Genomic DNA, 26,026 nt, shown 5'->3' on the forward strand with positions numbered 1-26,026 from the left:
GTAGAGATAGACTTTTTCGACTTTTGCATCGGGTCGCATCATGGCAAACGGGCTCCTGGCAGAATCAGGAGCACAGCATCAGGGATCAGATAAGCGCTTGGAATGTGGGGTTCATGGAGCGCTTACACTCTTCACAAATGCTCGACAGAACACTTAAAGGACTGGATGTTGGTTGTAGATGGAACTGTTTCCGATTGTACGTATTTATTGTACGTAAAATCGCTGTAGGATCCACTGGATACAGGGTTTCAAGGAGCTTTCAGGCTGGATATGGAGCGTCCCTATCTCTCCGCCATTATTGAATACGACTAAGCCCCTGAAATGGTTGAACATTTCAGGGGCTTTTTCGTTTCTGGCGTTTTTTCATCGGCATGCCCAGCGCAAAGCTGCCACCTCAACCACTCGTCCAGATCCCACTGCGACCTGTAGGTTCTGACAGTAGTCAATCCCCCCTTCCTGGAGTGTGATTGCTCTCACCTATCGAAATCCGATGTGCCCGCTGGTTGGCTCCAATCTTCGGAGAAACTTGATGCCGCCTGATCTTCGCTCGCCTTCCAGTGCCCCTTCTTCAGCTTCCGAGGCTCCATTGACGACAACCCTGTTGTCGCAATTGAATCCGTCTGCAAGCGCAACGATCGATGCCATTGTCAGGCAGGCCGGTTCGATCCTGGAACTGGCCCGGGAGCACCCTGAGCGATGGGTTGCGCAGGGCTTGCGCCTAGGACCGGCGAAGGAGCTGCATGAACGGGCAATGAGCGCGGCGATATGGGTTGCACGCCAGTACCGCGAACGCGAGCTTCGAGGGGCGGATCGCCAGACCTACGATGTGCGCCGCGGTTTTGCCTCGCTTACGGATGGGCCGCGTTATGACATGGAATTTGATGAGGACTGGTCGAGCATGGCCCGTCCGAATGCCATCGAGGCAAGGACCTCACCCGTGGCCTACCTGGTCAGCCTTTACAAAAAGGCGCTCTCCCTGGAAGGCGCCGGCGACGAGGGGAACCGGTTTCGCCTGGAGGTTCGGCGGCCGGATATTGCCGCCGAACTGATTGATTCCGCGGCGATGACGCGGGAATGTTCGGTGTTATCGCTGTCGACGAAGATCCTGGAAGCATCGCTTCTCGACGCTGGGCGGCTATCGGATCCGGACACGGTCGAGGCGGACAGGGTCCTCGCACGCGCGCGTTATCCGCTGAGCATGCCGTACGAGCATTCGGTCGAGCAGCTCAAAGTGATCCTGTCGCTTTTCGACCCGTCCGTTTCAGCTTTTGGCGAACTGGCGCGGGCAACGGATCCGGACTTTCATTATTTTGCCCTTCCAGGCATGCAAACCGATCGTGGCGACGATACGTTCCTCCTGAGCCTGCCCATTGGGCCGGCGCGGCGGGAGCTTCTCCTGGAAGCGCTGTTCAACGGCGCCCGGCCAGGCCATGAAGAGGAAATGGCCAACTTTTACTGGACGACCTATCGGGTCTATTCCAGGGCGTCTTTAGAAGACAGCGCGGAATTCTGTACGCGCACCGGGGTAACGCGGGACGCGCTTGCCGGGTTGTTTGCTGTCGGGGAAGAGGCGCCGGTGCTGTCCAGCCATGTGTCGCCGGCGGCGACCTCCCTGCAGGATCCCGGCCCGCATGACTTTGGCGCGGTCTACATCAACGGCGCGCGGTCCCCGGCCATTGAATTGCAGGCTTTGGGTGACACACGCCCCGCCCGAGCGAAAGAGGACACGAACGTTGTCCCGGTCGATCCTCCGGTTCAGCTTGGCAACCTGACCGATGAGCGCGCGGATCGGATTCACCGGCTTATCCGTCTCAGCCGATGGCTTGGGACGTCCTTTCGAGAGATGGATCAACTGATTGTCGCCGCACATCACGCCGAGAAAGACGACGCAGCGCCCCACATTACCCGCAATACCCTGAAAGCACTGGGGGTCTTTTGCGAAATGCGCCTGCGTTACGGGGTCACCGCAGAGGATTTTGCCGCTTGGCTCGACAAGGTATCGATTTTTGGCGCTGGAGAGATGGCCGCCCAATACGATCGTATTTTTGTCAACCATGGGCTGTTGGGGACCCCGCTGGTCCTGGACAATTCGACGTTCAGCGCCCGGATCGACGCCAACACGGATGACCACGAGCGGGAAACCGTCCAGGCGATTTGCACGAGCCTGGGGCTGGATACGTCCGAGTTCACCTACATAGCGCGTGTGGTCGCCAACAGCTATGACCCGCCGGAGCTCAAGCGTAACCTGGAGATCCTGTCTTCCTTCTATCGCATTGTCAGCATCGCCCGCTATTTGGAAGTTCCTCCCACCGTCCTGCTCGGGCTGGTGCAGACGCTCGGCCAATCGGGGCCGATTTTGAAGCAGATTGCCGGGGTACCTTCGGTCGAAGCACTGCCCACCCTGGGCGCTACGGACTTTTCTGCCGCGTTGATGGCGGTGGTCGATTGCGTGCAGTGGTGCCGGGACAAAGGCATCGACCTGGCGTGGTTTGTCCGGGCGATGCGCTCGAACACGACCGTTCCCGTGGCCAGCGACAGTGAACGGCAATTGGTTGCCAGTTTGCACACGATGCTGGGGAGCCTGCGCATTACCAATGAAGTGCTTGAGCAAGCCGGTGTTCCCCCCGCCTTGAATGCCGGGGCGACGATTGATTGGGTCGCAACGTTGACAGACGTTATCGATGCCCAGGGCATCGTGCTTGACGGCGTCTCGGGTTCGGACACGGATTACGCGGTGAGCGTTCGCAACATCGTTGCCGATCTGGTGCAGAGGATCGCCCAACAGGAGGATCCCATTACCTTGAATGACCAAGCTGAGGCGGACACGCTTAAAAACACCGTGGTGGAATCGGTGACGGCGGTCATTCTGCGGATGCGGGCTTCTCAGCGGGCGCTGGTCGAAGAGCATCTGGCGACCTACCTGGCGATCTCGGCCGACCTTGTCTTGCCTCTCATCGAGTGGGCCGACCAGAGTGTTTACGATATTTTGCGCTGGGTGTGGGAAACGGACGGCGTGGTGACCCCCGCAGCGTCGTTGCGCGCAATGGCCTTGCGCGGGTTGAGCCCCGCCGATCCGGTGGCGCGGCGTCTTCGTGCCACCGTTCAGCGTCAGGATGGGCTCCTCGGGGACGATGACTTTGCGGATTGGAGCAATGTTGACGTCATGCTCCAGAAGCTGGGGAGCCTGCAGCGTCTAGCCGATGTCGTTCGTCAGTTCGAGTTGGATGGCGAAATGCTGAGCCGTCATGCGGCCAACCAGCGGCAGCTGGAGGGCTGGACCGACGCCCCCGATTCATTCGGGTTCGCGCCGGGCCTGGACGCGACCGGCGCGATTGCGCTGACCACGCTGTATCACCTGCAAACCTATCGAGATGTCACCTCGAGAATGGAGGCTTCCCCCTCGGCATTGATGGACTATTTGTCCCTGGTCAACGATCCGCAGGCCTTTGACCCCGACCTTGTCGCCGAGAGCGAGGATTATGCCCGCCTGATGCAGGATGCCGCCGCCGTCAAGGTTGCGCAGATGTTGGGCATCAGTGCGCGCGAGGTGCTTGAGGCTGCGCGTTTCATTGCGCCGACGGGGGTGATTACGCAACTGAGCCAATTCAATGGCCTTGTCCGCCTGCTGGAAATGACCCGCACGAGCGAGCTGAGCATTCTGGCGCTCCATGAGCTGGGCGGGTTGCCGGTGTCGGCCAATACGGACGACTATCGCAACGCCGTGCAATACGCACTCGGCAGCCTGTACGCCGGTCGGCTGCAACTGGGCGGCTCCGGTAATGCCCCAGAGGTCGGCCAGGCCACTGCAAGCGAGGCGTCGGTCGACCGAACGCGTCTGGTGGCCAATGCGCAGAGCCACGCCCCGGAAAAGGCATTCGCGCTGTATCGCCTGCTGGTACGGGATTTGAGCGGCAGACCGCTGGTCAATATCCGTGTGCGTTGGTCGCTGACAGGCCCCGGGGTTTTGGGGGCGGATATAGCCCATACGGATGCGGACGGTGTGGTCGAAGTCACGCTGACATCGGGTGCCGAGATGGGCATTACCACGGTTTTTGCAACCATCGGGCTCGATCAGCGCATTGCCATGCCTGTGCTGACAATCGACTGCGACGAGGAGACGCTGAGCCTGCGTCAGCCGAAGCCGGATGAGGAGGTTGCACCTAAACTGGCCGGTCGTCGTGAGTCTTTCGAATTGTCCGTCATCCTACGGGACAGCTATGGGAACTGGGGGCGTAACCGGCGTGTGCGCTGGAGCGTGATCGAGGGGCCTGGCCAGTTCAAGAAGGATACGACGATTGCCGATGAAAACGGGATCGCCCGTGCCGAGCTGTACAGCAACGAGGTAGGGGTCACGAAGGTTCGGGCAACCCTGGGGGCCGGCCTGGAGCTTGAAGGGTTTGCAGCGTTTCACTTCATCGACGCGCCCTTTATCGATAAGAACCTCTACCGGCTGCGCTTCAGGGGGCCGAATGTCGTGGGGCAGGAGGTCACCCTCGCCTGTCGCGTCCTCTCCCTGAGCGGAGCGGGCAAGCCGCAGGAGCAGATCCACTGGAGCGTGCAATTCGCCGATGGGTCGCATTATGAATCCGACGAGCCGATTGCTTCTGATCCTGACGGATACGCCGTGCTTGAGCTGCCTGCGTCGGCAGTCAAAGAAGGGGCCATGACGCTGCGCGCGACCCTGGTGCCTTCACAGGGTGCAGGCGACAGGGAGGAATTCCTCGAACAAACCCTGATCATTCTTCCCTCGCCGAGGCTCGCCGCGGCGTCGCCTGCCACGGTGTCGGTGATTGCCCAGGCTGGCGAGGTGGTGCATATGCGGGTGCGGGTGGAGGCCGAGGTCGAGGTCGAGACAGGCACCGGTACGGTGTGGCAGGGGGTTGGCGAATACCCCGTGCAGTGGGCCATGGGCGACGCCGGCGACAACGAGCAAGCGCGAACCGATTCCGATGGCCTGGCGGTGTTTGCCGTGCCGATCGAGCGAGCGGGCACCTACACCCTGTCGGCGATGTTGAATGCCCCCGCCGGGCAGTCTGTGACATTCACGGTAAATGTCCTGGCAGAGCCGAACTGGCAGTTCACCTTGACGCCGATCGGTCAGCAGGCGACCGACGATGGGCAGGATTCGCTGACGTTCATCGTCGGCAGGACATACACCTTGACCCTCGACGATACGTCCGACGCCAACAGCAGGACAGGACGCGAGATTGCCCTGACCTGGAGTGGGGTCAACCCGGTCGGCCAGGGGCTGGTGGCCAACCCGAGCTTCTTGCAGATGCGCCTGTTGCCTGAGGACGGACGCTTGAGCTGGGAAATCGAGTGCAGGCAACTGCCGGATCCCAGGGCGGTATTTTCGATCGGCGCGACGCTGCAAGGCGTCAGGTACAGCCAGATCCTGCGAACGAAAATCCAATGGGATGAACCGCTGTCTCGACGACGCTGAGTGCCGCAGTCATCAGGCATGAAATTCCAGGAGGCGAGGTCATGACCGATCTTACAAGCAAACTCGAAGCCTTGAGCAAGCAGCGTCAAGAAGCGCTCCTCGAATGTTACTTGGACGCCGTGGCGGCCAGGGACGGCGATACCAATGTGCTGGCGGCCGCCCGTGATCTCGACGCGTATCACCTGTTCGACCACCATGTCGACACGGCTCCGAAAACATCCGCCGTGGGTGAGATGATCGCCAGCTTGCAACGCTATATCCATGGCATTTATTCCGGCGACGAACCGGGTTTCGGCCAGCATTTCGATGAACGGGAGGTCGAGACCTGGCGCCAGTGGGAAAGCCGTTATGCGATCTGGGCCGGCGCGGAGAAACTGCAAAGTTATCCGGAAAACTATATCGATCCGCAATTGCGTATCGTCAAGACCCAGTGCTACGAACAGCTGGAGGGAGACCTTGCGCAAGGGCGCCTCAACACCGAGCGTGCACAATCCTCCGTGCTCACCTATCTCGAGAAGTTCGAAGATGTGGCCGATATCGAGGTACTCAACGGTTATATCGATGGACCTTTCGTGCTGTCCGATTCAACGGTTTATCGGGCGGACTATTACCTTCTCGGGCGCAAGCGTGCCGATGATAAGTATTACTGGCGCAAGGCGACCATCGCGCTCGGCGAGGGACAAACGCGGGTACCTCCCAGTGCCTGGAGCGAATGGGAACCCATCGAGGCGGGGATTGGCGATGCCACGAGTGTGCGCCTGACCTTCTTTGGTAGCCGGCTTTATGTGTTCTGGGTGAGCAGGTCGTCCCTCAATGAGATCGGAGGGGCCGAGGGCCCCAACTGGGACCGGTTCGACATTCGTTTTTCCTATCGCAGCTTGAGCGGCACCTGGACCCCGCCCTTTGCCGTTGACACGGTGATGCTCGAGCGCAGCGACGAAGTTCGCAAGAGCCATCGACGCGTGCGCCCGAACACGGGCCACAATCGCCTCCTGGCGGTGACCAGTGACAGCCGGCGTGCCAAAGGCGGAAACGTGATGGTGCTCGGCGTTGTCCTGTCGACCGTCGATGAGAGGCGTGCAGAGTTCGCTTACGCGTGGGATGAATTGTTGAACCGTATCGATCTCGACGATCAGGAACGGCAACATATCAGTGATCTGTTCGCCCTCTATGAAAATCAAAGTCATCTTCAAAGGCGCATTCCGCTGCTGGGCGAGAAAACTGACTACAACGGATGGGCCGTCGGGTCCATTCGGGCCAAGGACTCCGCGGATGAGCCCGAATTCACTCGTTATCTGGATCTGGAGGCAAGGAACAACGCAGGACAGTCCCTCCTCGTTATCGTGAAAAGCACCCTTGCAATCCATGAGCGGTGGATAGGGAATTCCTCTGTGCGCGTTCATCCAGTTAGGCCGGGGCTGAGTACGTTTTTTGATATCGAGTTTGCCGTCCCGGCGGCTCCCTATATTGAACTTGGCATGATTGGTTATACCGTAGTGTTGAACTTTACAGGGGGAAACTATAAGCCCGCTTCCTGTCGAATAGAATTTTTGAAAGAGGGAGGGGAGAGTGGAGAAGCATTTGAATTTTCTCTGGATGACTCCGCGATCTTTCGGAAATATTTCCCGGCGCTCAATGTAGGCGAGCACCACGGTGACGCGTTCAAATATATGGCGTGGCTACCGGAAAGAGATTGGAGAACCTACGGCACTTGGTTGAGGGTTACCGTCAATGGCGGCGCTGCGTTTGTCATCAATAATCAGTTTACGCTGCGTAGCGTCGTTCCCGCCCCATTCGTGCTGCCCATTTGGCTGGGGACAGGAAAAGTCTCCACTGGCTATTTGCCGCTGTTCCGATTCAACGGCGGTGCGGGGCTTGTCAAACCGGTCCCCTTGACGGCAAACCCGCAGATTGTTGCCGTCGGGTTGGGGGAGTATTCAGGCGATACCTGGAGCAGGGGCTACCAGGAATTCGAGGTGTGGCTGAAGGCGCCGCCCATCAATGGACCGAGCATCGTCCTCGGCCCCGAAAATGCTCAGGGCCAGGCCGGCCAGTTCTTGGATTTTGGCGATGAGTTCGAGGCGGCGCGAGCCGTCGAGGCCATCCGCCTGAACACGACATTCGGTCGCGAACTGGTGGAGCGGGCGGCGCTCTCCATTGATAATTTGCTGTCCTGGGACAGTCAGCACACCGAAGAACCGCCGCGCCCAGGCTCGGATAAGCCGGAATTTCTCGATTTCCAGGGCGCGAACGGGCGGTATTTCTGGGAAATATTCTTCCATCTGCCCCATCTGATAGCGGTGCGGTTACGCCGGGAAATGAGCTACGAGGATGCGCTGGGGTGGTTGCATTACCTCTTCGACCCGTCCGCCAGGATCAACCCGGGCCGTACGGAAACCACCGCCTATTGGCGCTCGCGCCCGTTGCTGATGGAGGGCGACCCCAGTTTTGAAGTGGCATCGCCTGCCGACCCGGACGCCATTGCCTACAGCAACCCGATCCACTATCGCAAACGGATCTTTCGCGACTATGTCGAGACCTTGATCGAATGGGGGGATTGGCTCTACAGGCAACTGACACGCGACAGCCTGACCGAAGCCAAAATGATCTATCTGAGGGCCGAGCGCATGATGGGACCGGCCCCTGACGTGCGCGGGGCTTCCAACTGGACGCCAAAAACACTCAGTGAGCTGGAAGGCGCCCGGAACCTGGCGTGTTTCGATAGGCTCGCCCCATGGTTATCGGCCGATACGCTGGTCAACCTGCCGCTGACCTCGGGTCACACCCTGCTGGCGCCCCTGCTGGACCACCCGGACTTTCGGCCGGAAATCAATCGGGACCTACTGGACGTCTGGGACGTTCTGCAAGCCCGGTTGCACAACCTGCGGCACTACCTGACGCTCGACGGCAAGCCCATCGACCTGCCGCTTTACGACACACCTATCAACCCGAAAGACCTGATGCGGGCCCAGGCGGGCGGTGGCGGCTTCAATCTGCGGGACATCCTGACGCCACCGATCGTCCCGCCTTATCGCTTCATGGCCATCTTGCCCCGTGCGCAGCAAGCGGTGCAGACCCTGTGCAGGTTTGGCGATCAAGTCCGGCAATACATGGAGCAGGCGGATCGTTGCGAGCAGGAAACCCTGCAACAAGAACACCTCATCGAGATGACGGGGTTCACCCATGACCTGCAAACCGAATTGTTGTCCCATGCTCAAGTCACGCTTGAGGCTCTTTGGGCTTCCCAATCAATGGTTGGTCAGCGCAAAACCTACTTCGAGGGGTTGGTCGAGAAAGATTTGAACAAGGACGAAATCGAGGCGGCCAAGAATCTGGTACACGCAAAAAAATCCGCTATTGCTGCGGGGGCCGCCAGCACCGCAGGGCACATAGGGGACACGCTTCCCAATATTGGCGGGTTGAGTTGGGGCGGGATGAAGTTAGGTGGTCCTTCACATGCTATTGCCGCAGCGACGAGTGCTTACAGTCAAAGTGAATTGAACGGGGCCAACCTTCATGATCGCTACGGCTCGCAACAGCGCCTCCGGCAAGAATGGGGGTTTCAGCTCAAGGTGGCGACCGCCGAACTCGAGGTGCTTGAAAAGCAAGGGCAAGCTCAGCAAGTCCAGATCCAGGCCGCGATGGTCTCGCTCAATCAGCAGTCCCGAGCCACCGAGCAGGCCAAGGAGATGTACACCTTCCTCACCCAGACCCGCACCTCTCGCACATCGCTCTATCGCTGGATGCAAAGCAAGATGGCGACGCTGTATTTCCAGACCTACGATGCGGTGACCGCCCTGTGCTTGTCGGTGCAGGCCTGCTGGCAGTATGAAATTGGCGATTATGAAAGCCATTTCATCCTGCCAGGCGCATGGGTCGACAGCCATCATGGCTTCACGGCTGGCGAGACGCTGACGCTTGGCCTGCTGCGCATGGAGTCGGCCTATGTCCATCGCTATGAACGGCGCCTGACGATCAGGAAGATGGTCTCGTTGCGCGATTATTTCGCGCCTGAAGCGTGGTCAGAAAAGCTCCAGATGCTCGGGAGCACTGGAAAACTGGACTTCAACCTCGATAGCCGGTTTTACGACGGCGACTATCCCGGCCATTACCTGCGCCAGATCCGGCGGGTATCGGTCACGCTGCCGGCGGTGCTGGGCCCCTATGAAATGGCCTGCATGACGCTCACGCAAATCTCCAGCAAGTTGTTGATCAAGCCCAGTCTCGGTGGCGCCCGCCATCTCTATGACCCCCAGCATCCCGATGCCGATACCACTTATGTGCGCTACAACCTGCGCGCCCAGCCGCAAATCGCGGTGTCCGACGGATTGGACGATGACGGCATCGGCTCGCACTATTCCTTCGAGGATGATCGCTACGCCTCCTTCGAGCGGACCGGTGCAATCTCCTCTTGGCAACTCGCCTTTCCAAGATTCCAGGAGTCGGACAAGCAGAAACGGCTCATAGAGTCGCTGACCGACATTATCGTCCACGTGGAATACACCGCCCTCGATGGCGGCAACGGCTTTGCCGAAAAAATCGAAGAGCTTCTGAATGAGACGGCGTTTCGCCGGTAGGGCGGGGCGCACATGCAGCCCCATTCAGCAATGGCATGCAGCCGCCCGGGCTGAGGTAAACACAACCTGCTGGGGAGTGTGGACATGAACGTGCAAAAACGGATCAAGCGCAACCTGTTGGGGACGGCGGGCGACCTGCCCACGAGTACCTGGCCTCCCGGATGGAGGCGACGCACCGGAGAAGGTTTCAGCGGTGCCGATCTTATCTATGTGTCCAGCAGCGACACCCAGCGCCGGTATGTCTATCTCTATGGCGAAGTGGAAGCCGCGATCGAATTCGATCTGCCAATCGACCTCCTCCTGACGGCGGAGCCCGGATATCGAGTCAGGTTCCTGTACCAGCCGACGCAGCGAGCCAGCGAAAATCCCCGGGTGGTGGCGTATTTCAACGCCGGGGCAGATTTCTGGACGCGCGAGTTGCAGACGAGCACTGCGCACGTCGCCATGGCGGAGCCAGGGGACTGGCTCATCTGCGATGACAGCATCGAGCTGAACGATGCGAACACCCAGCCGAAGGCGCTCCTGGCCTTCCAATCCGGATTATTCGATCCATCGGCCGCGAGCGATGCGATGACCGGGTCGGAGGGTGATCAGCAGGTCGCCCAAGAACCGGGCTGGCCGCTCGGCCCGGGCGAGCTGCATTTCTCCGGCAAGGCCCTGGGGGCGGGGGTCTCTCCCGAGATGGCCGAGGGGGTGTCGGTGTTCGTGTACCTCAAGCCGTTGGCGCTGAGCACGCATGAACCCATGCCCGAATTTGACGGGGGCCGCGCTCGCTATTGGGTGGAAAAGGATGGCCGCGCCTATATGCCGATCTGTCGGGGGGGTGGGTCGCACGCGCTTACCCTGCCGGTGGCCGAAGATTGCGGATGGGCCGGCGGCGGGGTCTACGCCGGGACCAGTGCCTATGCCTCCTTTACCGATCAGAACGAGGCCGGGCAGGCCGGGTTGCAAGTGGCACCGACAGACCCCGACGCGGATGACGACGCCCAACCTATCGCCAAAGCCTGGGACATTCGCAACGACGCCGATGAGGATGACCTGGAGGTCAATGGCCGGACGGCAACCCTGTGCTTCGAAAGCGTCTATCACGCCGATCCCCACGACACGCTCGCCTGCATCGTCGGGCCCTATAAGCTCGACATCGCCGACCACCGGCAGCCCGACTATTGGCCAAGCGTCGAGGAAGAGGAAACCATCGACCTTCAGGTGAAGGTCCATTACGCCGTCTCCGGCAAGCCGGAACCCGGCATTGCCGTCGAATGGCGCCGCGAGGGCAGCCTCCTGGAAACCCTGTTCACCGAGGAAAGTGGCTTGACGGTGTTCAGCTACCAGCCCACCGCCGATGCCACGGTGGTCGCGGTCGTCGACAGCCCTTACAAACCTGAAGCCGACACGCAGCACTTTGTCGTCAAGACCATCCCGACCCGCCTGTGGGCGCAGTTCGAACTCAGCGTCGACGGAACGGAAATTTCCCCCGATGACAATTGGCGGATTCTGCCTGGCCAGTCCTACCAACTGACCCTCGAACCACGCGCCGACAGCGTGCTGATCGGCCAGGAGCTGGCGCTCGCCGTCGATCCTGCACAAAGCTTGCAACTCGAGCCAACGGAGGCTCGCCCCCTGGCCGCGAGCGGCCTCACCTGGCGCGTCACGGCGGCGGCCAATGCCAGTGGCGCCTTTACACTGCGCCTCGACTGCATTCGTTTCAAGCGACCGCCGATCTTGCATGGCACCACCAACAAGTTGTCCGCCTTGACCATCGGGGAGGCCGTCGGTGACCAGCTCGATCCACTGGCGGCGGTGGACACGCTGACCGCGTTGGTGCCGCACTATGACGGCATGGCCGCTAGCGACAAGATCAGCGTCACCTGGACCGGGGCGGCCGGCAGCCCGGCAGAGGGCACCCATGCCACGCCACCGGTAGAGGTGGGAACGGTAGGCGAGAAAAGGATTCCATTGCCGGTGTCGGTCATTGCCTACAGCCTGGGCCAGCCGGTGACGGTCAGCTACACCGTGACCCGCGACGGTACGCCGCTGCCGGCCCCGGACGTCCTCACGCTGGCTGTCGGCGTCCTGCCGCAGAGCGCGCTGGAGCCGAGCCGGCCGCGGATTCTCGAGGCGGTGCAGGAAGGTAATGGTGCCGAACTGGATATGGGCAGCGTGTCGGGCGACGTCACTGTGCGCGTTGATAGTTGGCCGCATGTCGCACACGGCCAACGCACATGGCTACGTGTGGAGGGCACGAGGATCGATGGTTCAGCTTACGAAAAAGATCTATGGAAAGGGTCAGGTAACTGGGTGAGCATGGAGTGGTATAACCGAGGGTACGGTGAAAAAGACATTCCCCGCGACGATCTGCTTGGGCTACGCAACGGCAGCACATTGAAGCTGGAGTTCAAGGCCTCCTTCAATCAGAGCAATGAGGTAGATCAGGCCACTACGTTTCCATTGCGCACCTATATCATCCTTGCGGCACTGAACCTGTCCGCTCCCTCCGTCAAGCAGGCCAGTGGTGCCGCGCCCAACCAACGACTGAACCCGGCGGCGGCCAGGGATGCCCTGACGGTGGTAATCCCCAACTATGGTATCCAACCCGGCGATCAGGTCAGCGTGATCTGGGACGGTACTGCCGGAGCCGGGTCTCACACCACGCCGGTGCAAGCACTGCCCGGCAACCGGGAGATACCTCTCCCGGTGGCGGTGGTCGCCTACAATCTCGGCAGGCAGGTGAGGATCGCCTACACCGTCACTCGCAATGGCGAAGCGAAGCCGCTGTCGTCTATCTTGAAGCTGGATGTGCAGACGATGCCCACCGATGCGCTGGAAGCGAGCCGGCCGCGTATCCTGCAGGTGGCGCAGGACGGCAATGGTGCCGAACTGGATCTGAACACGGTGACGGGGAGCGTCGATGTGCGGATCGACGGTTGGCCCCTCATTGCGGTCGGCCAATATGTGTGGCTTCGGGCGAAGGGGTTCATGGCAAACGGTTCGGTGCACGACAAAGACGTCTGGGGGGCGCATGCGCGGGTCACACAGAGCGAGTATGAGCGGGGGGACTTGCGTGCTGTCTTACCTCGCCATTATTTGTTCGATCTGGGGGACGGTAGCACCCTGACTTTGGAGTTCAAGGTCTCCTTCCACCAGAAGGACAAAGAACATGAGGCCACCACGTTTGCGCTGCGCACCTATACCCTCACGAATCCGCTGACCTTGTTGGAGGTCAGAGACCAACTCGGAAGGCAGATCCCGGATAATGGCAGCACCACCTCTAGATATATATCAGTGTTGGGGCGGGCGTTGGGCGACGGGGAAGTTGAGCTTTTCGATAACGACAGTTCCGTACTTTCCTTATCCATCTTTGACGGCTTGTGGGGGTTACTTGTTACAGGCCGCTTCGGATTAGGCGAGCACAGGCTCCACGTCAGAAAGGTCTACCGCGGCAAAGTGGTTCACTCAAACACACGGGTCTTCAGGATCGTGGAATCGGAGACCGCGGAATCGGGGACAGGCCACGATGACGAGGCGGACCAATGACAAGGTCCGGGTTGCTCTCCATTGGGTGAGCGCTTCGCACTCAAGCGGGAGCAAGTTCCCTCGCCACGTCACCAAGCTGTGACAATTGCGCTAAGGTCTCTCTAGCAGAAGGCTTGCCTGCCGATAGGTAAGACATACCCTATAAAGGAGTGACACCCCATGCCACGGTTCTTCGCCGATCTGGGCTTCCGCTGGAAAATCACCTTGCCTGTCGCTTTCCTGGCGTTGTTGCTGGTGCTGATGGGGTGGTCGGGGATGCGCGGCATTGGCCAGGTGACGGCGTCGAGCACGCAGTTGACCCACCGTTATCTGCCCGCGATCAGCCTGTTGCTCAACGCCGATCGTGATCTCTACCAGGCCTTCGTGGCCGAGCGCAGCCTGTTGGGGGGCAATGCGGGGGAGCACGTGGAAGCGTTGCGGGCCAGTCATCGGGATAACCTGAAGCAGGCTTACGACCGCGTGCAGAAATACGCCGCGATGCAGCCGGGTGCCGATGCCATGGCGCTGGTCAGTCAGTTCAACGACCGTTTTGCCCAGTGGTCGCAGCTGTCGCGACAGGTGGTCGAGCAGGCCGCGAGCAATCCACAGGCGGCCAGCGCCCTGAGTTTTGGTGAGGGTGAGCGCAAGTTCGACACCATGCGTGACGCCATCGACAAACTCGGCGAGTTGGAGGATGCCGCGTCGCAACGCGAGGGGCAGGCGGCGATTGATCATGGCGAGGCGGTGGGGGTCCAGCAGGGCGGCATTTTGTCGATCGGTCTGCTTGGCTGCATCGTGCTGATTGTGGTCCTGCCCATGGTGGTGTTGCGGCCCATGCGCCGTTTGCTGCACCGCGTCGAGCAGATCGCCGAGGGCGGCGGTGACCTGAAGGGGCGCCTCGAAGTGCGTTCCGCGGATGAGTTGGGCCAGCTCGGCAGTGCCTTCAACCGCTTCCTCGACAAGCTGCAACCGCTGATTGCCGAGGTGGGCCGGGTGTCCGGTGAAGTCGATGCCGCGGCGCGGGCCATGGCGAAGATGGCGGCGACCAATGACCAGTTGATCAGCAGCGAGCATGCCGCCCTCGATCAGGTCAGCACCGCCGCGACCCAGATGAGCGCCGCCGTGCACGAGGTGGCGCACAACGCAGTGAGCGCCTCCGACGCCGCGCAACAAGCCAGCGGCCAGTCACGCGACGGCACCGAGGTGGTCAACAGCACCGTCGAGTCGATCCGTCAGTTGGCCCAGGAAGTGGAAAGTGCCTCGGGCACCATCGAGGCGCTGGCCCAGGAAACCTCCAGCATCGGCGCCGTGCTCGAAGTGATCCGCGGGATTGCCGAGCAGACCAACCTGCTGGCGTTGAACGCCGCCATCGAGGCCGCCCGGGCGGGCGAGCAAGGTCGCGGGTTCGCGGTGGTGGCCGACGAGGTCCGGGCCCTGGCGGCGCGGACACAGGATTCGACGAAGGACATCCAGGTGCGCATCGAGCGCTTGCAGAGCGGTGTCGCCAAGGCCGTGCAGGCCATGCAAGTGGGCAGCAGCAAGGCCCGCGACAGTGTCGAGCGCGCGGCGGGTGTCGACCAGGTGCTCAGTGGCACTGGCGGTTCGATCCAGCGGATCAACGACATGGCGGCGCAGATCGCCAATGCCTGCGAGGAGCAGAGCAGCGTCACCGAGGAAATCGCTCGCAACATCTCTGACATCCGTGACCTGTCCAACGAAGCGGCGCAGAACTCCGCCCAGAGCATGCAGGCCAGCCAGCAGCTGTCCAGCCTGTCGAGAAACCTGGCGGAGTTGACCGGTCGCTTCCGCGTTTGATCCCAAGCCCCAGGACCGTGCGTCCCGGGGCTCGAAGGATCAGATCCAGACGTCATTGACCGCCGTTCGTTCGTTGGTTTCTTCGCCGGTATTGAGGACGCCACGAGGCTCGATCAATAGCAGTTTCACTTCCCGTTCGGCGCTGGGCTTGTGCTCGACGCCTTTCTTGACCACGTACATCTCGCCGGCGCCGATCATCACCGCGCCGTCGCGAAAATCGATACGAAGTTCACCCTCCAGGACGATGAAGGTTTCGTCGGTATCGGCGTGGGTATGCCAGATGAAATCGCCTTCCAGCCGGGCGATCTTGAACTGGTAGTCGTTCATTTCCGCCACGACTTTCGGTGCCCATTGTTCCTGGAACAGAGCGTATTTCTGGGCGAAGTTGATGGGGGCGTAATGGGTGGTCATGAGAAGAGACTCGTGCAGTGGTGGTGGGTAAGCGCAACCTTACGGCCCGACCCATAGGCGGTATTGCACGATTGTGCAGCTTTTCGGCGTCTGGATTTCGCCTCAGCGCAGCATGTTCAACCAGCGTGCCGGTGAAATACCGAAGGCCTGGGTGTGCAACCGGGTCATGTGGCTCTGGTCGAAAAAGCCACAGGCCAGGGCGGCTTCGCTCAAGGGCAGGCCGTTGAGGATCAGGCGCCGGGCTTCGTTCAGGCGCCGCTGGGTGATGTAGCGATAAGGGCTGGTGCCGTACAACGCGCGGAAGTCCCGGGACAGGCTCCAGCGATCGCGGCCGCTGGCCTGCACCAGGTCGTCCAGGGTGATCGGCTGGCCAAGGGCATCGTGGATGAACAGGCGAGCCCGTTCCGCCGCCGGGTAGTCGAGCAGCCGTCGTCCACGCCTGTTGCCGGCCGCGGCGTCGAGTGCCTGGGCCACATCGTAGATGGCGTCGTCTTCCTCCAGTGGATCAAGGGGGTGGTCGAGGCTGCCCAACAATCGGCGGGTCGCGAGGTTGAGGCGCGGGTCACCGGACAACCCGCCTTCGATGAAGGGCAGCGGCTTGCCTCCCAGCACTTGCTGGATCAGCGACGGCTCCAGGTAAAACATCCGGTAACGGAAACCGTCCTGGGTGCCGGCTTCGCCATCGTGGACTTCGTCCGGGTGCAGGACGATGGTGCCGCCGGGCTGGCTGTGGCGCTTGCTGTGCCGGTAGTTGAAGCTCTGCACGCCGGAAAGCGTGATGCCGATGGCGTAGGTGTCATGCCGGTGGGCGTTGTAGCCGTGCCCCCTGAAGTAGGCCTCGATGCGCTCCATGTTCCTCGATCCGGGCGCGCGCATCAGCCAGTCACGATTATGGATTGATCGAGTCATTGCACCAGCCTCCTGATTTTGTCCGCCTACCCTACCTGCCTGAAAACCTTCGTTACAGCAAAAAAACGGCTCGGGCCGCGGCGGCTGTCACTTGCGGCGATTGACCCTGTGGCGAGGGCGCTTGCTCCCGCTTGACCGGGCTGGCGCTCCAGTGCGAAGCGCTTACAAAAAAGGGCTGCTTCGCAGCCCAGCGGGAGCAAGCTCCCTCGCACCGTTCAGATCTCCTTGACGGGCGTTTCGCCCTGGACGTTCTTGATCAGCCCGATGACGTGCAGGCAGTCGGCCTTGTTCACGTAGGATTCGCCGCTGGCGATCGTCTCATGGTTGCCGGCCCTCAAGCGCCAGCGCCATTGGCCTTTGCCGGTGCTGTGGGTGCCACGGGTCTGCCGGTAGATTTCAAAATACATCGGTTCGCTCCCTGCGATTATTCAGTCAAGACATGTGGTTCACATGTGGCTGGAAGCCTAGCCAAACGGCTGGGTTTGGCTACGGGAAAATCGTTTCCATTGGTGATCGGATATTACCGGGCATGAGTTCGAACGGAGGCTCGACCCGCAGCGACAAACAAGTCATCTTGCGGCCGGTGGGTCTGGGGTAAGTTCCGGTTTCATCCTTGCGTTGCCCTGGCCGGTCCTGCTTAATACGGTTCGATGCAGGCACCCTCCACGGGACGCCTGGGGCCGGTAACCTGGGGTTGGGCTGTCCGCCAGGTCCGAAAACACTATAAGAAAAAGAGCCATCAAGTGACTGAATATCCAGCAACGGATCTGCAAGGCCGGCTAGCGCTTTCGCTTGTCATCCCGGTCTACAACGAGGCCCAGTCCATCGACTTGTTCGTCGCCCGGATCGATCAGGTCTTCGCCCAGGAATCGCGGGTGGACCTGGAGCTGGTGTTCGTCAACGACGGCAGTGCCGACGACACCCTGGTGCGGCTGCTGGAACGGCAGAAGACCGATCCACGCCTGCGCATCGTCGACCTGAGTCGCAACTTCGGCAAGGAGGCGGCGCTGAGTGCCGGCCTGCAAGCGGCGCGTGGCCAGGCGGTGGTGCCGATCGACGTCGACCTGCAAGACCCTCCCGAGGTGATCCTCGAAATGATCGCCCACTGGCGCAACGGTGCCGAGGTGGTACTGGGCCATCGGGTCAACCGCGACTCCGATTCCTGGGCCAAGCAGGTCTCCGCCAACGGCTTCTATCGCCTGCACAACAAGATCGCCGACCACAAGTTGCCGGAAAACGTCGGTGATTTCCGCTTGATGGATCGTTGCGTGGTCGACGCCTTGCAGACGTTGCCCGAATCCCGGCGCTTCATGAAAGGGCTGTTTGCCTGGGTCGGGTTTCGCACCACCCATGTCGATTACGTGCGGCCCGAGCGCGCCGCCGGCCAGAGCAAGTTCAACGGCTGGCGGCTGTGGAACTTCGCCCTCGAAGGCATCACCAGCTTCAGCACCGAACCCTTGCGCATCTGGACCTACCTGGGGCTGTGCGTCTCGCTGGTGTCCTTTGCCTTCGCGATGTTCATCATCCTGCGGACCCTGATTTCCGGGGTCGACCTGCCGGGCTACGCCTCGCTGATGGTGGCGGTCACCTTCCTGGGCGGGCTGCAATTGATCGGCATCGGCGTGCTGGGGGAATACCTGGGCCGCACCTACATCGAATCCAAACGTCGACCGGTGTTCCTGGTGCGGCGCATCTATGACCCTAAGGACTGAACCGTGGATCTCAAGGAAACCGATATCCTGGGGCCCGATATCGGGCAGCACTGGTATTACCGTTCCAAGGCGCTCGCCATGCGCCATCTGCTCAAGGGCATTTCGCCCCGCACATTGCTGGACGTGGGCGCCGGGTCGGGGTTTTTTTCCCACCATTTGCTGAGCCATACCGAGACGGCCCAGGCATGGTGCGTGGACATCAGTTACCCGCAAGATTCCGATGCCACCACCGCCGGCAAGCCGGTCCATTACCGGCGCGCCATCGACACGCTGGACGCTGACCTGGTGCTGCTGATGGATGTGCTGGAGCACGTGGACGATGACGTCGGCTTGCTCAAGGGCTATGTCGACAAAGTGCCGTCGGGCAGTCGTTTCCTGATCACCGTGCCGGCGTTCCAGTTTCTCTGGAGCGGCCATGACGATTTTCTCGAGCACAAGCGGCGCTATACCCTCAGGCAACTGGAGGACGTCGTGGCGCAAGCCGGTCTGCAGGCCCAGCACGGTGCCTATTACTTCGGCCTGGTGTTTCCCATCGCTGCCGGCCTGCGGCTGGTGCAGCGCCGTGCTCGCGGCGAGGCGCCCAAGTCCCAGCTGGCGCGGCATCATCCGCTGGTCAACGGCGTGTTGAAGGCCTTGTGCACGCTGGAGCGTCCGTTCATGGGCGCCAACCGTGTCGCCGGCCTGACCGTGTTCTGCCTGGCGCAGAAGCCGTGACCTGGATGCACTCGCCGCTGCTGCGCCGTGCCTTGCGCTTTGCCCTGACGGGCCTGTTCGTCACCGCGATACATGTCGTGGCTGCGGTGTCGTTCATGCACCTGGTCCTGGCCAACCCGCCGCTGGCCAACGGGTTCGCTTTTCTTGTCGCCACCCTCGTTTCCTACCTGATCAACACCCTGTGGAGTTTTTCCAGCCAGCTGCGTGGCCGCACGCTCGGTCGGTTCGTGGTGGTGTCGGTCGGCGGGTTCTGGCTGGCGATGCTGGTGGCCTGGGTGGCCCAGGGCGCCGGCCTGGACTACCGGGCCGGGATCGCGGCGGTGGCGCTGGTCATCCCGGTGTTCACCTTCATCCTGCATAACTTCTGGACGTATCGATGACCGCTCGCGGCAAGCATTTCCCGGTTTTCCTGCTGCCCCTGTTGCTGGGGGCGCTGGCGTTCCTGCTGGTGATCGGCCCTCGGGTCCTGGACCCGACGAACATTGCCTGGCTGGGGGAGGGCGATGCGGCGACCCATTACATGGGCTGGGCATTTTTCCGACATTCGCCCTGGACTTTTCCACTGGGCATGAACCCCTCCTATGGGCTGGAGCTGGGCAACGGGATCATCTTTTCCGACTCCAACCCGCTGCTGGCATTGCTGTTCAAGCCGTTCGATGCCTGGCTTCCGGCGACCTTCCAGTATTTCGGTTTCTGGCTGCTGGCCTGTTTTGTCCTGCAAGCCTGGTTCGCCTGGAAACTGCTCGGCCTGCTGACGCCGTCCGTGTGGGTCCGGTTGCTGGGCACCGGCCTGTTGGTGTTTTCGCCGCCGATGTTCCTGCGCATGGGCGGGCACTTGTCGCTGTCCGGGCACTTCCTGATCCTCGCCGCCCTGTACCTGGCGCTGCGCCCCGGCCTGGATAAGCGCCGGCTGGCCTGGGGCGGGTTGTTGGCTGCCACGGCGCTGGTGCATGCCTACCTGTTGGCAATGGTCGCGTTGATCTGGCTGGCCGATCTTGCCACCCGGACCTTGCAAGCCCGGTTGTCGCGCCGCGAAGCTGGGGTCGAATTGGGAGGTGTGTTCCTGCTCGTGGCATTCTGCTGCTGGCAGGCCGGTTATTTCAGCGTGGGCGGCGGGACCGTGGCGGGCGGCTACGGGTTGTATCGCCTGAACGTCATGTCGTTGGTCAACCCCAGTGGTTGGTCGCACCTGCTGCGGGACCTGCCCCAGGGGCCGGGTGACTACGAGGGTTTCAACTACCTGGGCCTGGGCATCTTGATGCTGGCGATCTGCGCTGGCGTGGCAGGGTTGCAAGGTAACACCGGTCTGGTCAACGCCGTGCGCGATAAACGACTGTTGCTGTGGGCCTTGATCGGGTTGACCCTGTTTTCGCTCACCAACAACGTCGGGATTGGCACGCTGGATGTGCATTACTGGCTCCCGCGCACTGTTGAAAAACTGGCGAATATTTTCCGTGCGGCCGGCCGGATGTTCTGGCCGGTGTTCTACGCCCTGGTGTTCGTGGTGATCTTCCTGGTGATCCGCGGCAACCCGCCACGGGCCGCTGCCTGCCTGTTGGCGCTCGCCCTGGTGGTGCAGGTCCTGGACACCCACGCGGGATGGGCCGGCCTGCGCAGCAACCGGATGCAAACAGCCGCGTCGAGTTGGCCCACGCCGCTGAAGGACCCCTTCTGGGCCAGCGCCGCCGGCCATTATTCGAAGGTGCGGACATTGATGCCGCAGAACCAACCGGAGAATTGGCTGTTGGCCAGCCAGTACGCCGTGGAGCACGGCCTGGAAACCGACGGCGTGTATTTGGGGCGCATGGGCACCCGGGAGATCGAACGGGCCCAACGGCACGCCGACCAGATGCTCGCCAGCGGCCAGTACGAGGCGGATTCGCTGTACATCCTCGACAGCCGTGCCGCGCCGCTGGCCGCGAAGACCGTTGATCACCAGACCGACCTGCTGACCCGCGTCGATGGGCTGGTGGTGCTGGCGCCGGGGTGGAAGTCGTGTGCCGCGTGTCCGGTGTTTGCCGACGAAACGCTGGACGTGCAAGTCCGGCTGGGTGAGCGCCAACTGTTCAACCGGGCCAACGCCATGCTGACCAAGGGCTGGGGCCGTGTCGAGGAGTGGGGCACCTGGTCCGAAGGGAACGAGGCTGAGGTGGTATTGCGCGTGCCACCGCAGGCCCGGTCCATTGCGGTTGAAGCGGCGGCGTTCGTACAGCCCCGGCACACGAGCCAACGGGTCGACGTCTCGATCAACGGCGTGGCGGCGCTGTCGACGCGGCTCACTCGCTTTCAGGACAACACCCTTGAACTGCCGCTGACGCCGGCCATTCATCAGGCAATAGGAGCAGAAGGGCAAGTGCGGCTGCACTTCCACATGCCCGACGCCATCAGTCCCAAGGCGCTGGGGTTGGGGGCAGATGAGCGAGTCATGGGGCTGGGGCTGAAATCCCTGACGGTGAACTAGACACCTCATCCTGTGGAGGCGAGCCCTGCTCGCGAACGCGGAGTGCCAGGTCAGTCAACGTGGCTGACCCACCGCGTTCGCGGCTCAGATTGGAGCTTGGTATCAGCCCGGTTCCTTTGTGCTTGGACCTTCTGCGCATAGACGCGTACCCCCGGCGTTCCTACACTGCACCCAGTTCCGGAACGGGAGTTGTGGATGAATCGCAATGAATTGCGCAAGGCCGATATCAACCTGATGGTGGTGTTCGAGACGCTGATGCTCGAACGCAACGTGACGCGAGTGGCGGAGAAGTTGTTCCTGGGCCAGCCCACCATCAGCTCGGCCCTCAACCGTTTGCGCAAGATGTTCAACGACCCGCTGTTCATTCGCGTTGGCCATCGCATGGAGCCGACCGCACGGGCCGAGGAGATCATCCGGCACTTGTCCCCGGCGCTGGACTCGCTGTCGGTGGCCCTGAGCCTGACCCACGATTTCGACCCGGCCAGCAGCACCATGACCTTTCGCATCGGCCTGTCGGATGACGTCGAGTTCGGCCTGTTGCCGCCCTTGCTGAGCAGCCTGCGCCAGGAAGCGCCGCAGATCGTGTTCGTGGTCCAGCACGTCGATTACTGGCGCATCCCCGACCTGCTGGCGTCGGGCGATATCACCGTGGGCATCAGCCAGACGCGCGGGCTGCCGGCCAATGCCAAGCGCAAATTGTTGCGGCACATCCAGCCGCGGGTGCTGCGTGCCGATGCGTCGGACACGCCGCTGACCCTCGACGAATACTGTGCGCGCCCGCATGTGCTGGTGTCCCATACCGCCAATGTGGCCGGTTTTGCCGATGAGTGGCTGGCCGAGATCGGCCGTACGCGCCAGGTGGTGCTGTCGGTGCCGCAGTACAGCGCGCTGCCGGCGCTGCTGGCGGGCACGGACCTGATCGCCAGCCTGCCTGACTACACCGCGGCCGCCATGGCGGCTTCAGGCCAGTTGTTCAGCGAACCGTTTCCCTTCAAGACGCCCACCCTGGACTTGTCCATGGTCTGGTTGAGCCATGTCGACAGTGACCCGGCCGAGCGCTGGCTGCGGTCCCGGCTGGAGGCGTTCATGGGCGAGCGCATCGTGCCGGGACGCACCTGACACGCCGGGTGACGAAACAAAACCTGCCGCAAAGGCGAAAGTCGAGCTAAGGTTGCGAGGCATTCATCACCTCGTCATTGTCGAACTGGAGTCGAACACATGCCCCACCTGCACATGGAGTACACCGCCAACCTGCCCGAGCTCAAGCCCGAGGTCGCATTGTTGCGCCTCAACAATGCGCTGGTGGCGTCCGGGCAGTTCGCGGCGGAGTCGGACATCAAGAGCCGGGCCATGAAGGTGGAAACGTTTCGGGTCGGCACCGGCCTGGGCGAGCGCGCGTTCGTGCACGTGAAGCTGGCGTTGTTGAGCGGTCGCTCGCCGGAGGTCAAGAAACAGCTGGCCGACAGCCTGCTGGCGGTGATCCAGGAGCTTGGCCCCTGGCCGGAAGGTGTCTCGGTGCAGCTGTGCGCGGAAATCCTCGACATCGATCGCGGCCCTTATGCCAAGGCCTTGATCGGTCATTGAGCCGCGGCGGGCCTACCCGGCGCTGGCCTTGATGATCTGCTCGCGCAGCCAGGCGTTGGCGCTGTCCTGGTCCGCAGCCTGGCTCCATTGCATGTTCAGGGTAAACCCCGGCAGGCCCCTGGGCACTTCGTGGTGATTGAAGATCGCCTCGTTCGCCAGCAGTTTCTGGATGCGGCGAGGCAAGGTCAGGATGAAATCGGTGCCGGTGATCATCTTCAGCGCGGCGCTGTAGCTGTTGGCCCGCGCGGCAATCTGGCGGTGGTGCGCCTGCTGCGACAGCCAGCCGTCCACCATGTTGCTGGATGAGGTCCAGGGTGTCGGAAAAACGTGCCGGCGCTGTACGAACGATTGAAGGCTCAATTGCGGTTCCAGTGGCGTCGCCCGCTTGTCCACGACACACACCAGTTCTTCCTCCAGCAACTGCCGGGTCTTGAGGTCGGCATGACGGCTGTGAAAGTCCGGGCCGAAGCAGATCACCAGGTCGAGGCTGCCGTCGCGCAGCTCTTCGGCGGGGATGTCGGCTTCGAGCTTGTGCACGTTGACCACCACGGGCAGGTCGGCGTAGTCGAAGCTTCGCAGCAACGGCGGCAGGATCACGTGTTCGAAGTATTCCGGCGCGCAGATATTGAAGGTGATGGCTTGCCGGGTCGGATCGAACGTTGGCGTCCCGGCGTGGCACAGGTTGATGCTTTGCAAAATGGCGCGCACATGGTCGTACATGCCCTCGGCCTTGCAGGTCGGGCGCATGCCGGTGCGGGTGTTGATAAACAGCTCGTCTTCGAAACAGGTTCGCAGTTTCTTCAGGCAGTAGCTGACAGTGGACTGGCTGACACACAACGCCTCGGACACGCCGGTGACGCTGCTTTGCTCGTACACGGCGCTAAACACCATGAGGTCTTGCATATCGAGCTTTCTGAGGGAGTTACTGTTCAGCATCCTTTCTGTCTCTCGCTGTGCTCCTTGCGCGGATCTTGCGCAAACCAGGCTGATGATCGTAACGGAACGATGGTCCCAAGAGAATGCCGGGCAGGCCGTTTCTCGGTCGGCAGTGGGACACATAATGTAGTGAATACGACGCGCCGATCAACGTCCGGGTCGCTCATCCAATGTTTAGCCGGGCCCGATCCAAACTCCACCAAATCGAGGTTTAATCGCCGTGGGCCGTCGTGGGACGCTGCCCCGATATATTTCCAGTGATGCGCTCATGGACGGTTGGCCCCCGACATTCCAATATTCGTCACCGACTGCGGTGGGCCAGCGGCCTGCCGCGACGCCGTCGCTGAGCGCGCTGCCCTCCGAACTGGCCTTCTGGGCACTCTGGCATTGTCGCCATGCACGTCCTCCGGACACCTTCGTTTCCTGTTGATCCCTTCACGGTGCTTGCCGACGCGAGCACGGGTTGACGGCGCCTGGGCGCCTGTCCGACATGACAATACGAGCCTTGCGATGAGCCTTGCCAAGACATCCTTCGCGCCGGTGCAACACGCCGACGCCTTCCTCAGCGAAAACCCCGATATCGAGCTGTTCGAACTGTTCATCCTCGACAACAACGGCGTGCCCCGTGGCAAGTTGTTGCACCGCGATGAATTACGGGCGGTCTACGAGAGTGGCCGGCCACTGCCCAGCACCATCCTTGGCCTGACCCTCAATGGCGACGACGTGGAAAACTCCGGGCTGGTGTGGGAAGTCGGCGACATCGATTGCCGCGCCTATCCCCTGCGCGGCAGTTTGCAGCGCCTGCCGTGGCGGTTGATCCCCACGGCGGCGGTGCAGGTCAGCATGCACCCCGAGGAGGGCATGCCCGCGAGCGTCGCCGATCCGCGCTACCTGCTCAGCCGGGTGATCGAGGCCTTGCAGGCGGACGGCTACTACCCGGTGATGGCGGCGGAGCTGGAGTTCTACCTGCTGGACGCGCAACGCGACAGCCAGGGACGGCCGCAGCCGGCCCTGGATGCCGACGGTGCCCGGCCGCGCGCCACCCAGGTCTACGGTTTGCGCGAACTGGAGCAGATCGAACCCTTCCTGGCGGATCTTTATGCGGCGTGCAAGGGCCAGGGGATTCCCGCCCGGACCGCCATTTCCGAGTACGCCCCGGGCCAGGTGGAAATCACTCTTGAACACCGCGCCGATGCCTTGCAGGCCATGGACGAAGCGGTGCGCTACAAACGGCTGGTCAAGGGCGTGGCGCATAGGCATGGCATGGCCGCGTGTTTCATGGCCAAGCCGTTTGCCCACCTGGCGGGTTCCGGCTTGCACATGCACGTCAGCCTGGCGGACGAGAAGGGCCACAACCTGTTTGCCAGCGAAGCCGCCGAGGGCACGCCGCTGTTGCGTCATGCGGTGGGCGGCATGCTCGACACCCTGCTCGATTCGTTGCTGATGTTCTGCCCGAACGCCAATTCCTACCGGCGATTCCAGAGCCACAGCTACGCGCCGCTCACGGCGACCTGGGGCGTGGACAATCGTACGGTGAGCCTGAGAGTGCCCGGTGGGCCGGCACCGTCCCGGCACATCGAACACCGTATCTGCGGCGCGGACGCCAACCCGTACCTGGCGGCCGCGGCGATATTGGCCGGTATCCATCGCGGCATACGCCAGCAGTGCGATCCCGGTGCCCCGGTCGAAGGCAATGGCTATGCCCAGGCGAGCGCGCTGTTGCCTACCGATTGGCTCACCACCCTGTGCGCCCTGGAGGCCTCGACCTGGGCGCGGGAAGCGTTCGGTGCTGAATTCCTCGGCGTCTACCTGGCGGTCAAGCGCGCCGAATATCGACAGTTCATGGGCGAAGTGGGCGAGCAGGATTGGCGCTGGTACCTGCATCACGCCTGACACCCGGGTGAGCCGCACGCGGTCACCGAGCCGCGTGCGGCGGGTTGCTTAAAAAATT

Annotated in this window: 15 protein-coding genes and 1 pseudogene; 12 read left to right on the forward strand and 4 right to left on the reverse strand. The window is 61.9% G+C overall.

From position 1 onward, the window contains the following. Positions 1-529: 529 nt before the first annotated feature. From Q6A48_RS22865 to Q6A48_RS26155, 5 genes and pseudogenes are all read left to right on the forward strand, one after another. A complete protein-coding gene (locus tag Q6A48_RS22865; protein ID WP_304556651.1) occupies positions 530-5,443 on the forward strand; it encodes a Tc toxin subunit A in 4,914 nt (1,637 codons plus the stop codon). 41 nt (positions 5,444-5,484) lie between these two features. Further along, positions 5,485-10,020 (forward strand): Tc toxin subunit A-related protein, encoded by a 4,536-nt coding sequence (locus Q6A48_RS22870; RefSeq protein ID WP_304556652.1) that lies wholly within the window; start codon positions 5,485-5,487, stop codon positions 10,018-10,020. 84 nt (positions 10,021-10,104) lie between these two features. Continuing rightward, positions 10,105-13,554, forward strand: coding sequence for a hypothetical protein (locus Q6A48_RS22875; RefSeq protein ID WP_304556654.1), 3,450 nt, complete (start codon positions 10,105-10,107; stop codon positions 13,552-13,554). 159 nt (positions 13,555-13,713) lie between these two features. Next, a pseudogene (locus tag Q6A48_RS26150) lies at positions 13,714-14,490 on the forward strand (HAMP domain-containing protein); the annotation flags it as partial. Between the two features lie 78 nt (positions 14,491-14,568). Then, positions 14,569-15,348, forward strand: coding sequence for a methyl-accepting chemotaxis protein (locus Q6A48_RS26155; protein ID WP_369811724.1), 780 nt, complete (start codon positions 14,569-14,571; stop codon positions 15,346-15,348). A gap of 39 nt (positions 15,349-15,387) precedes the next feature. On the opposite strand, the gene Q6A48_RS22885 is transcribed toward Q6A48_RS26155, so the two are convergent. The 3 genes from Q6A48_RS22885 to Q6A48_RS22895 all read right to left on the reverse strand — a co-directional run bounded on the left by Q6A48_RS22885 (position 15,388) and on the right by Q6A48_RS22895 (position 17,075). Then, positions 15,388-15,759 carry a cupin domain-containing protein gene (locus Q6A48_RS22885; RefSeq protein WP_304556656.1) on the reverse strand — a complete coding sequence of 124 codons (372 nt, stop codon included), beginning with the start codon at positions 15,757-15,759 and terminating at the stop codon, positions 15,388-15,390. Between the two features lie 102 nt (positions 15,760-15,861). Beyond that, positions 15,862-16,668: an AraC family transcriptional regulator gene (locus Q6A48_RS22890; RefSeq protein ID WP_304556657.1), complete on the reverse strand. Its 807-nt coding sequence runs from the start codon at positions 16,666-16,668 to the stop codon at positions 15,862-15,864. Between the two features lie 215 nt (positions 16,669-16,883). Beyond that, on the reverse strand, positions 16,884-17,075 hold the full coding sequence (locus tag Q6A48_RS22895) for a YegP family protein (RefSeq protein ID WP_304556658.1): 192 nt from the start codon (positions 17,073-17,075) through the stop codon (positions 16,884-16,886). A 336-nt stretch (positions 17,076-17,411) separates the two neighbouring features. Between Q6A48_RS22895 and Q6A48_RS22900 the strand changes: the two genes are divergently transcribed. From Q6A48_RS22900 to Q6A48_RS22925, 6 genes are all read left to right on the forward strand, one after another. Then, positions 17,412-18,380 (forward strand): glycosyltransferase family 2 protein, encoded by a 969-nt coding sequence (locus tag Q6A48_RS22900; protein WP_304556659.1) that lies wholly within the window; start codon positions 17,412-17,414, stop codon positions 18,378-18,380. Positions 18,381-18,383: 3 nt separating this feature from the next. After that, positions 18,384-19,094: a class I SAM-dependent methyltransferase gene (locus Q6A48_RS22905; protein ID WP_304556661.1), complete on the forward strand. Its 711-nt coding sequence runs from the start codon at positions 18,384-18,386 to the stop codon at positions 19,092-19,094. A gap of 5 nt (positions 19,095-19,099) precedes the next feature. Then, the gene (locus Q6A48_RS22910; protein ID WP_304556679.1) at positions 19,100-19,474 is read left to right on the forward strand and encodes a GtrA family protein; all 375 of its coding nucleotides are present in this window, start codon (positions 19,100-19,102) and stop codon (positions 19,472-19,474) included. Further along, positions 19,471-21,555, forward strand: a complete 2,085-nt coding sequence (locus Q6A48_RS22915; protein ID WP_304556662.1) for a DUF6311 domain-containing protein — start codon at positions 19,471-19,473, stop codon at positions 21,553-21,555. Before Q6A48_RS22910 ends, Q6A48_RS22915 begins: the two co-directional genes overlap by 4 nt. Before the next feature lie 195 nt (positions 21,556-21,750). Next, positions 21,751-22,674: a LysR family transcriptional regulator gene (locus Q6A48_RS22920; protein WP_304556663.1), complete on the forward strand. Its 924-nt coding sequence runs from the start codon at positions 21,751-21,753 to the stop codon at positions 22,672-22,674. Between the two features lie 99 nt (positions 22,675-22,773). Continuing rightward, complete coding sequence (locus tag Q6A48_RS22925; RefSeq protein WP_304556664.1) at positions 22,774-23,139, forward strand: 5-carboxymethyl-2-hydroxymuconate Delta-isomerase; 366 nt, start codon at positions 22,774-22,776, stop codon at positions 23,137-23,139. A 12-nt stretch (positions 23,140-23,151) separates the two neighbouring features. Here Q6A48_RS22925 and Q6A48_RS22930 read toward each other — a convergent pair whose 3' ends face one another. After that, positions 23,152-24,075, reverse strand: a complete 924-nt coding sequence (locus tag Q6A48_RS22930; protein ID WP_304556665.1) for a LysR family transcriptional regulator — start codon at positions 24,073-24,075, stop codon at positions 23,152-23,154. Positions 24,076-24,585: 510 nt separating this feature from the next. Here Q6A48_RS22930 and Q6A48_RS22935 point away from each other — a divergent pair. Next, positions 24,586-25,968: a glutamine synthetase family protein gene (locus Q6A48_RS22935; RefSeq protein WP_304556666.1), complete on the forward strand. Its 1,383-nt coding sequence runs from the start codon at positions 24,586-24,588 to the stop codon at positions 25,966-25,968. The last annotated feature ends 58 nt before the right edge of the window (positions 25,969-26,026 follow it).

Source organism: Pseudomonas citrullilanati (assembly GCF_030580855.1).
In the GTDB taxonomy this organism is placed as follows: domain Bacteria; phylum Pseudomonadota; class Gammaproteobacteria; order Pseudomonadales; family Pseudomonadaceae; genus Aquipseudomonas; species Aquipseudomonas citrulli.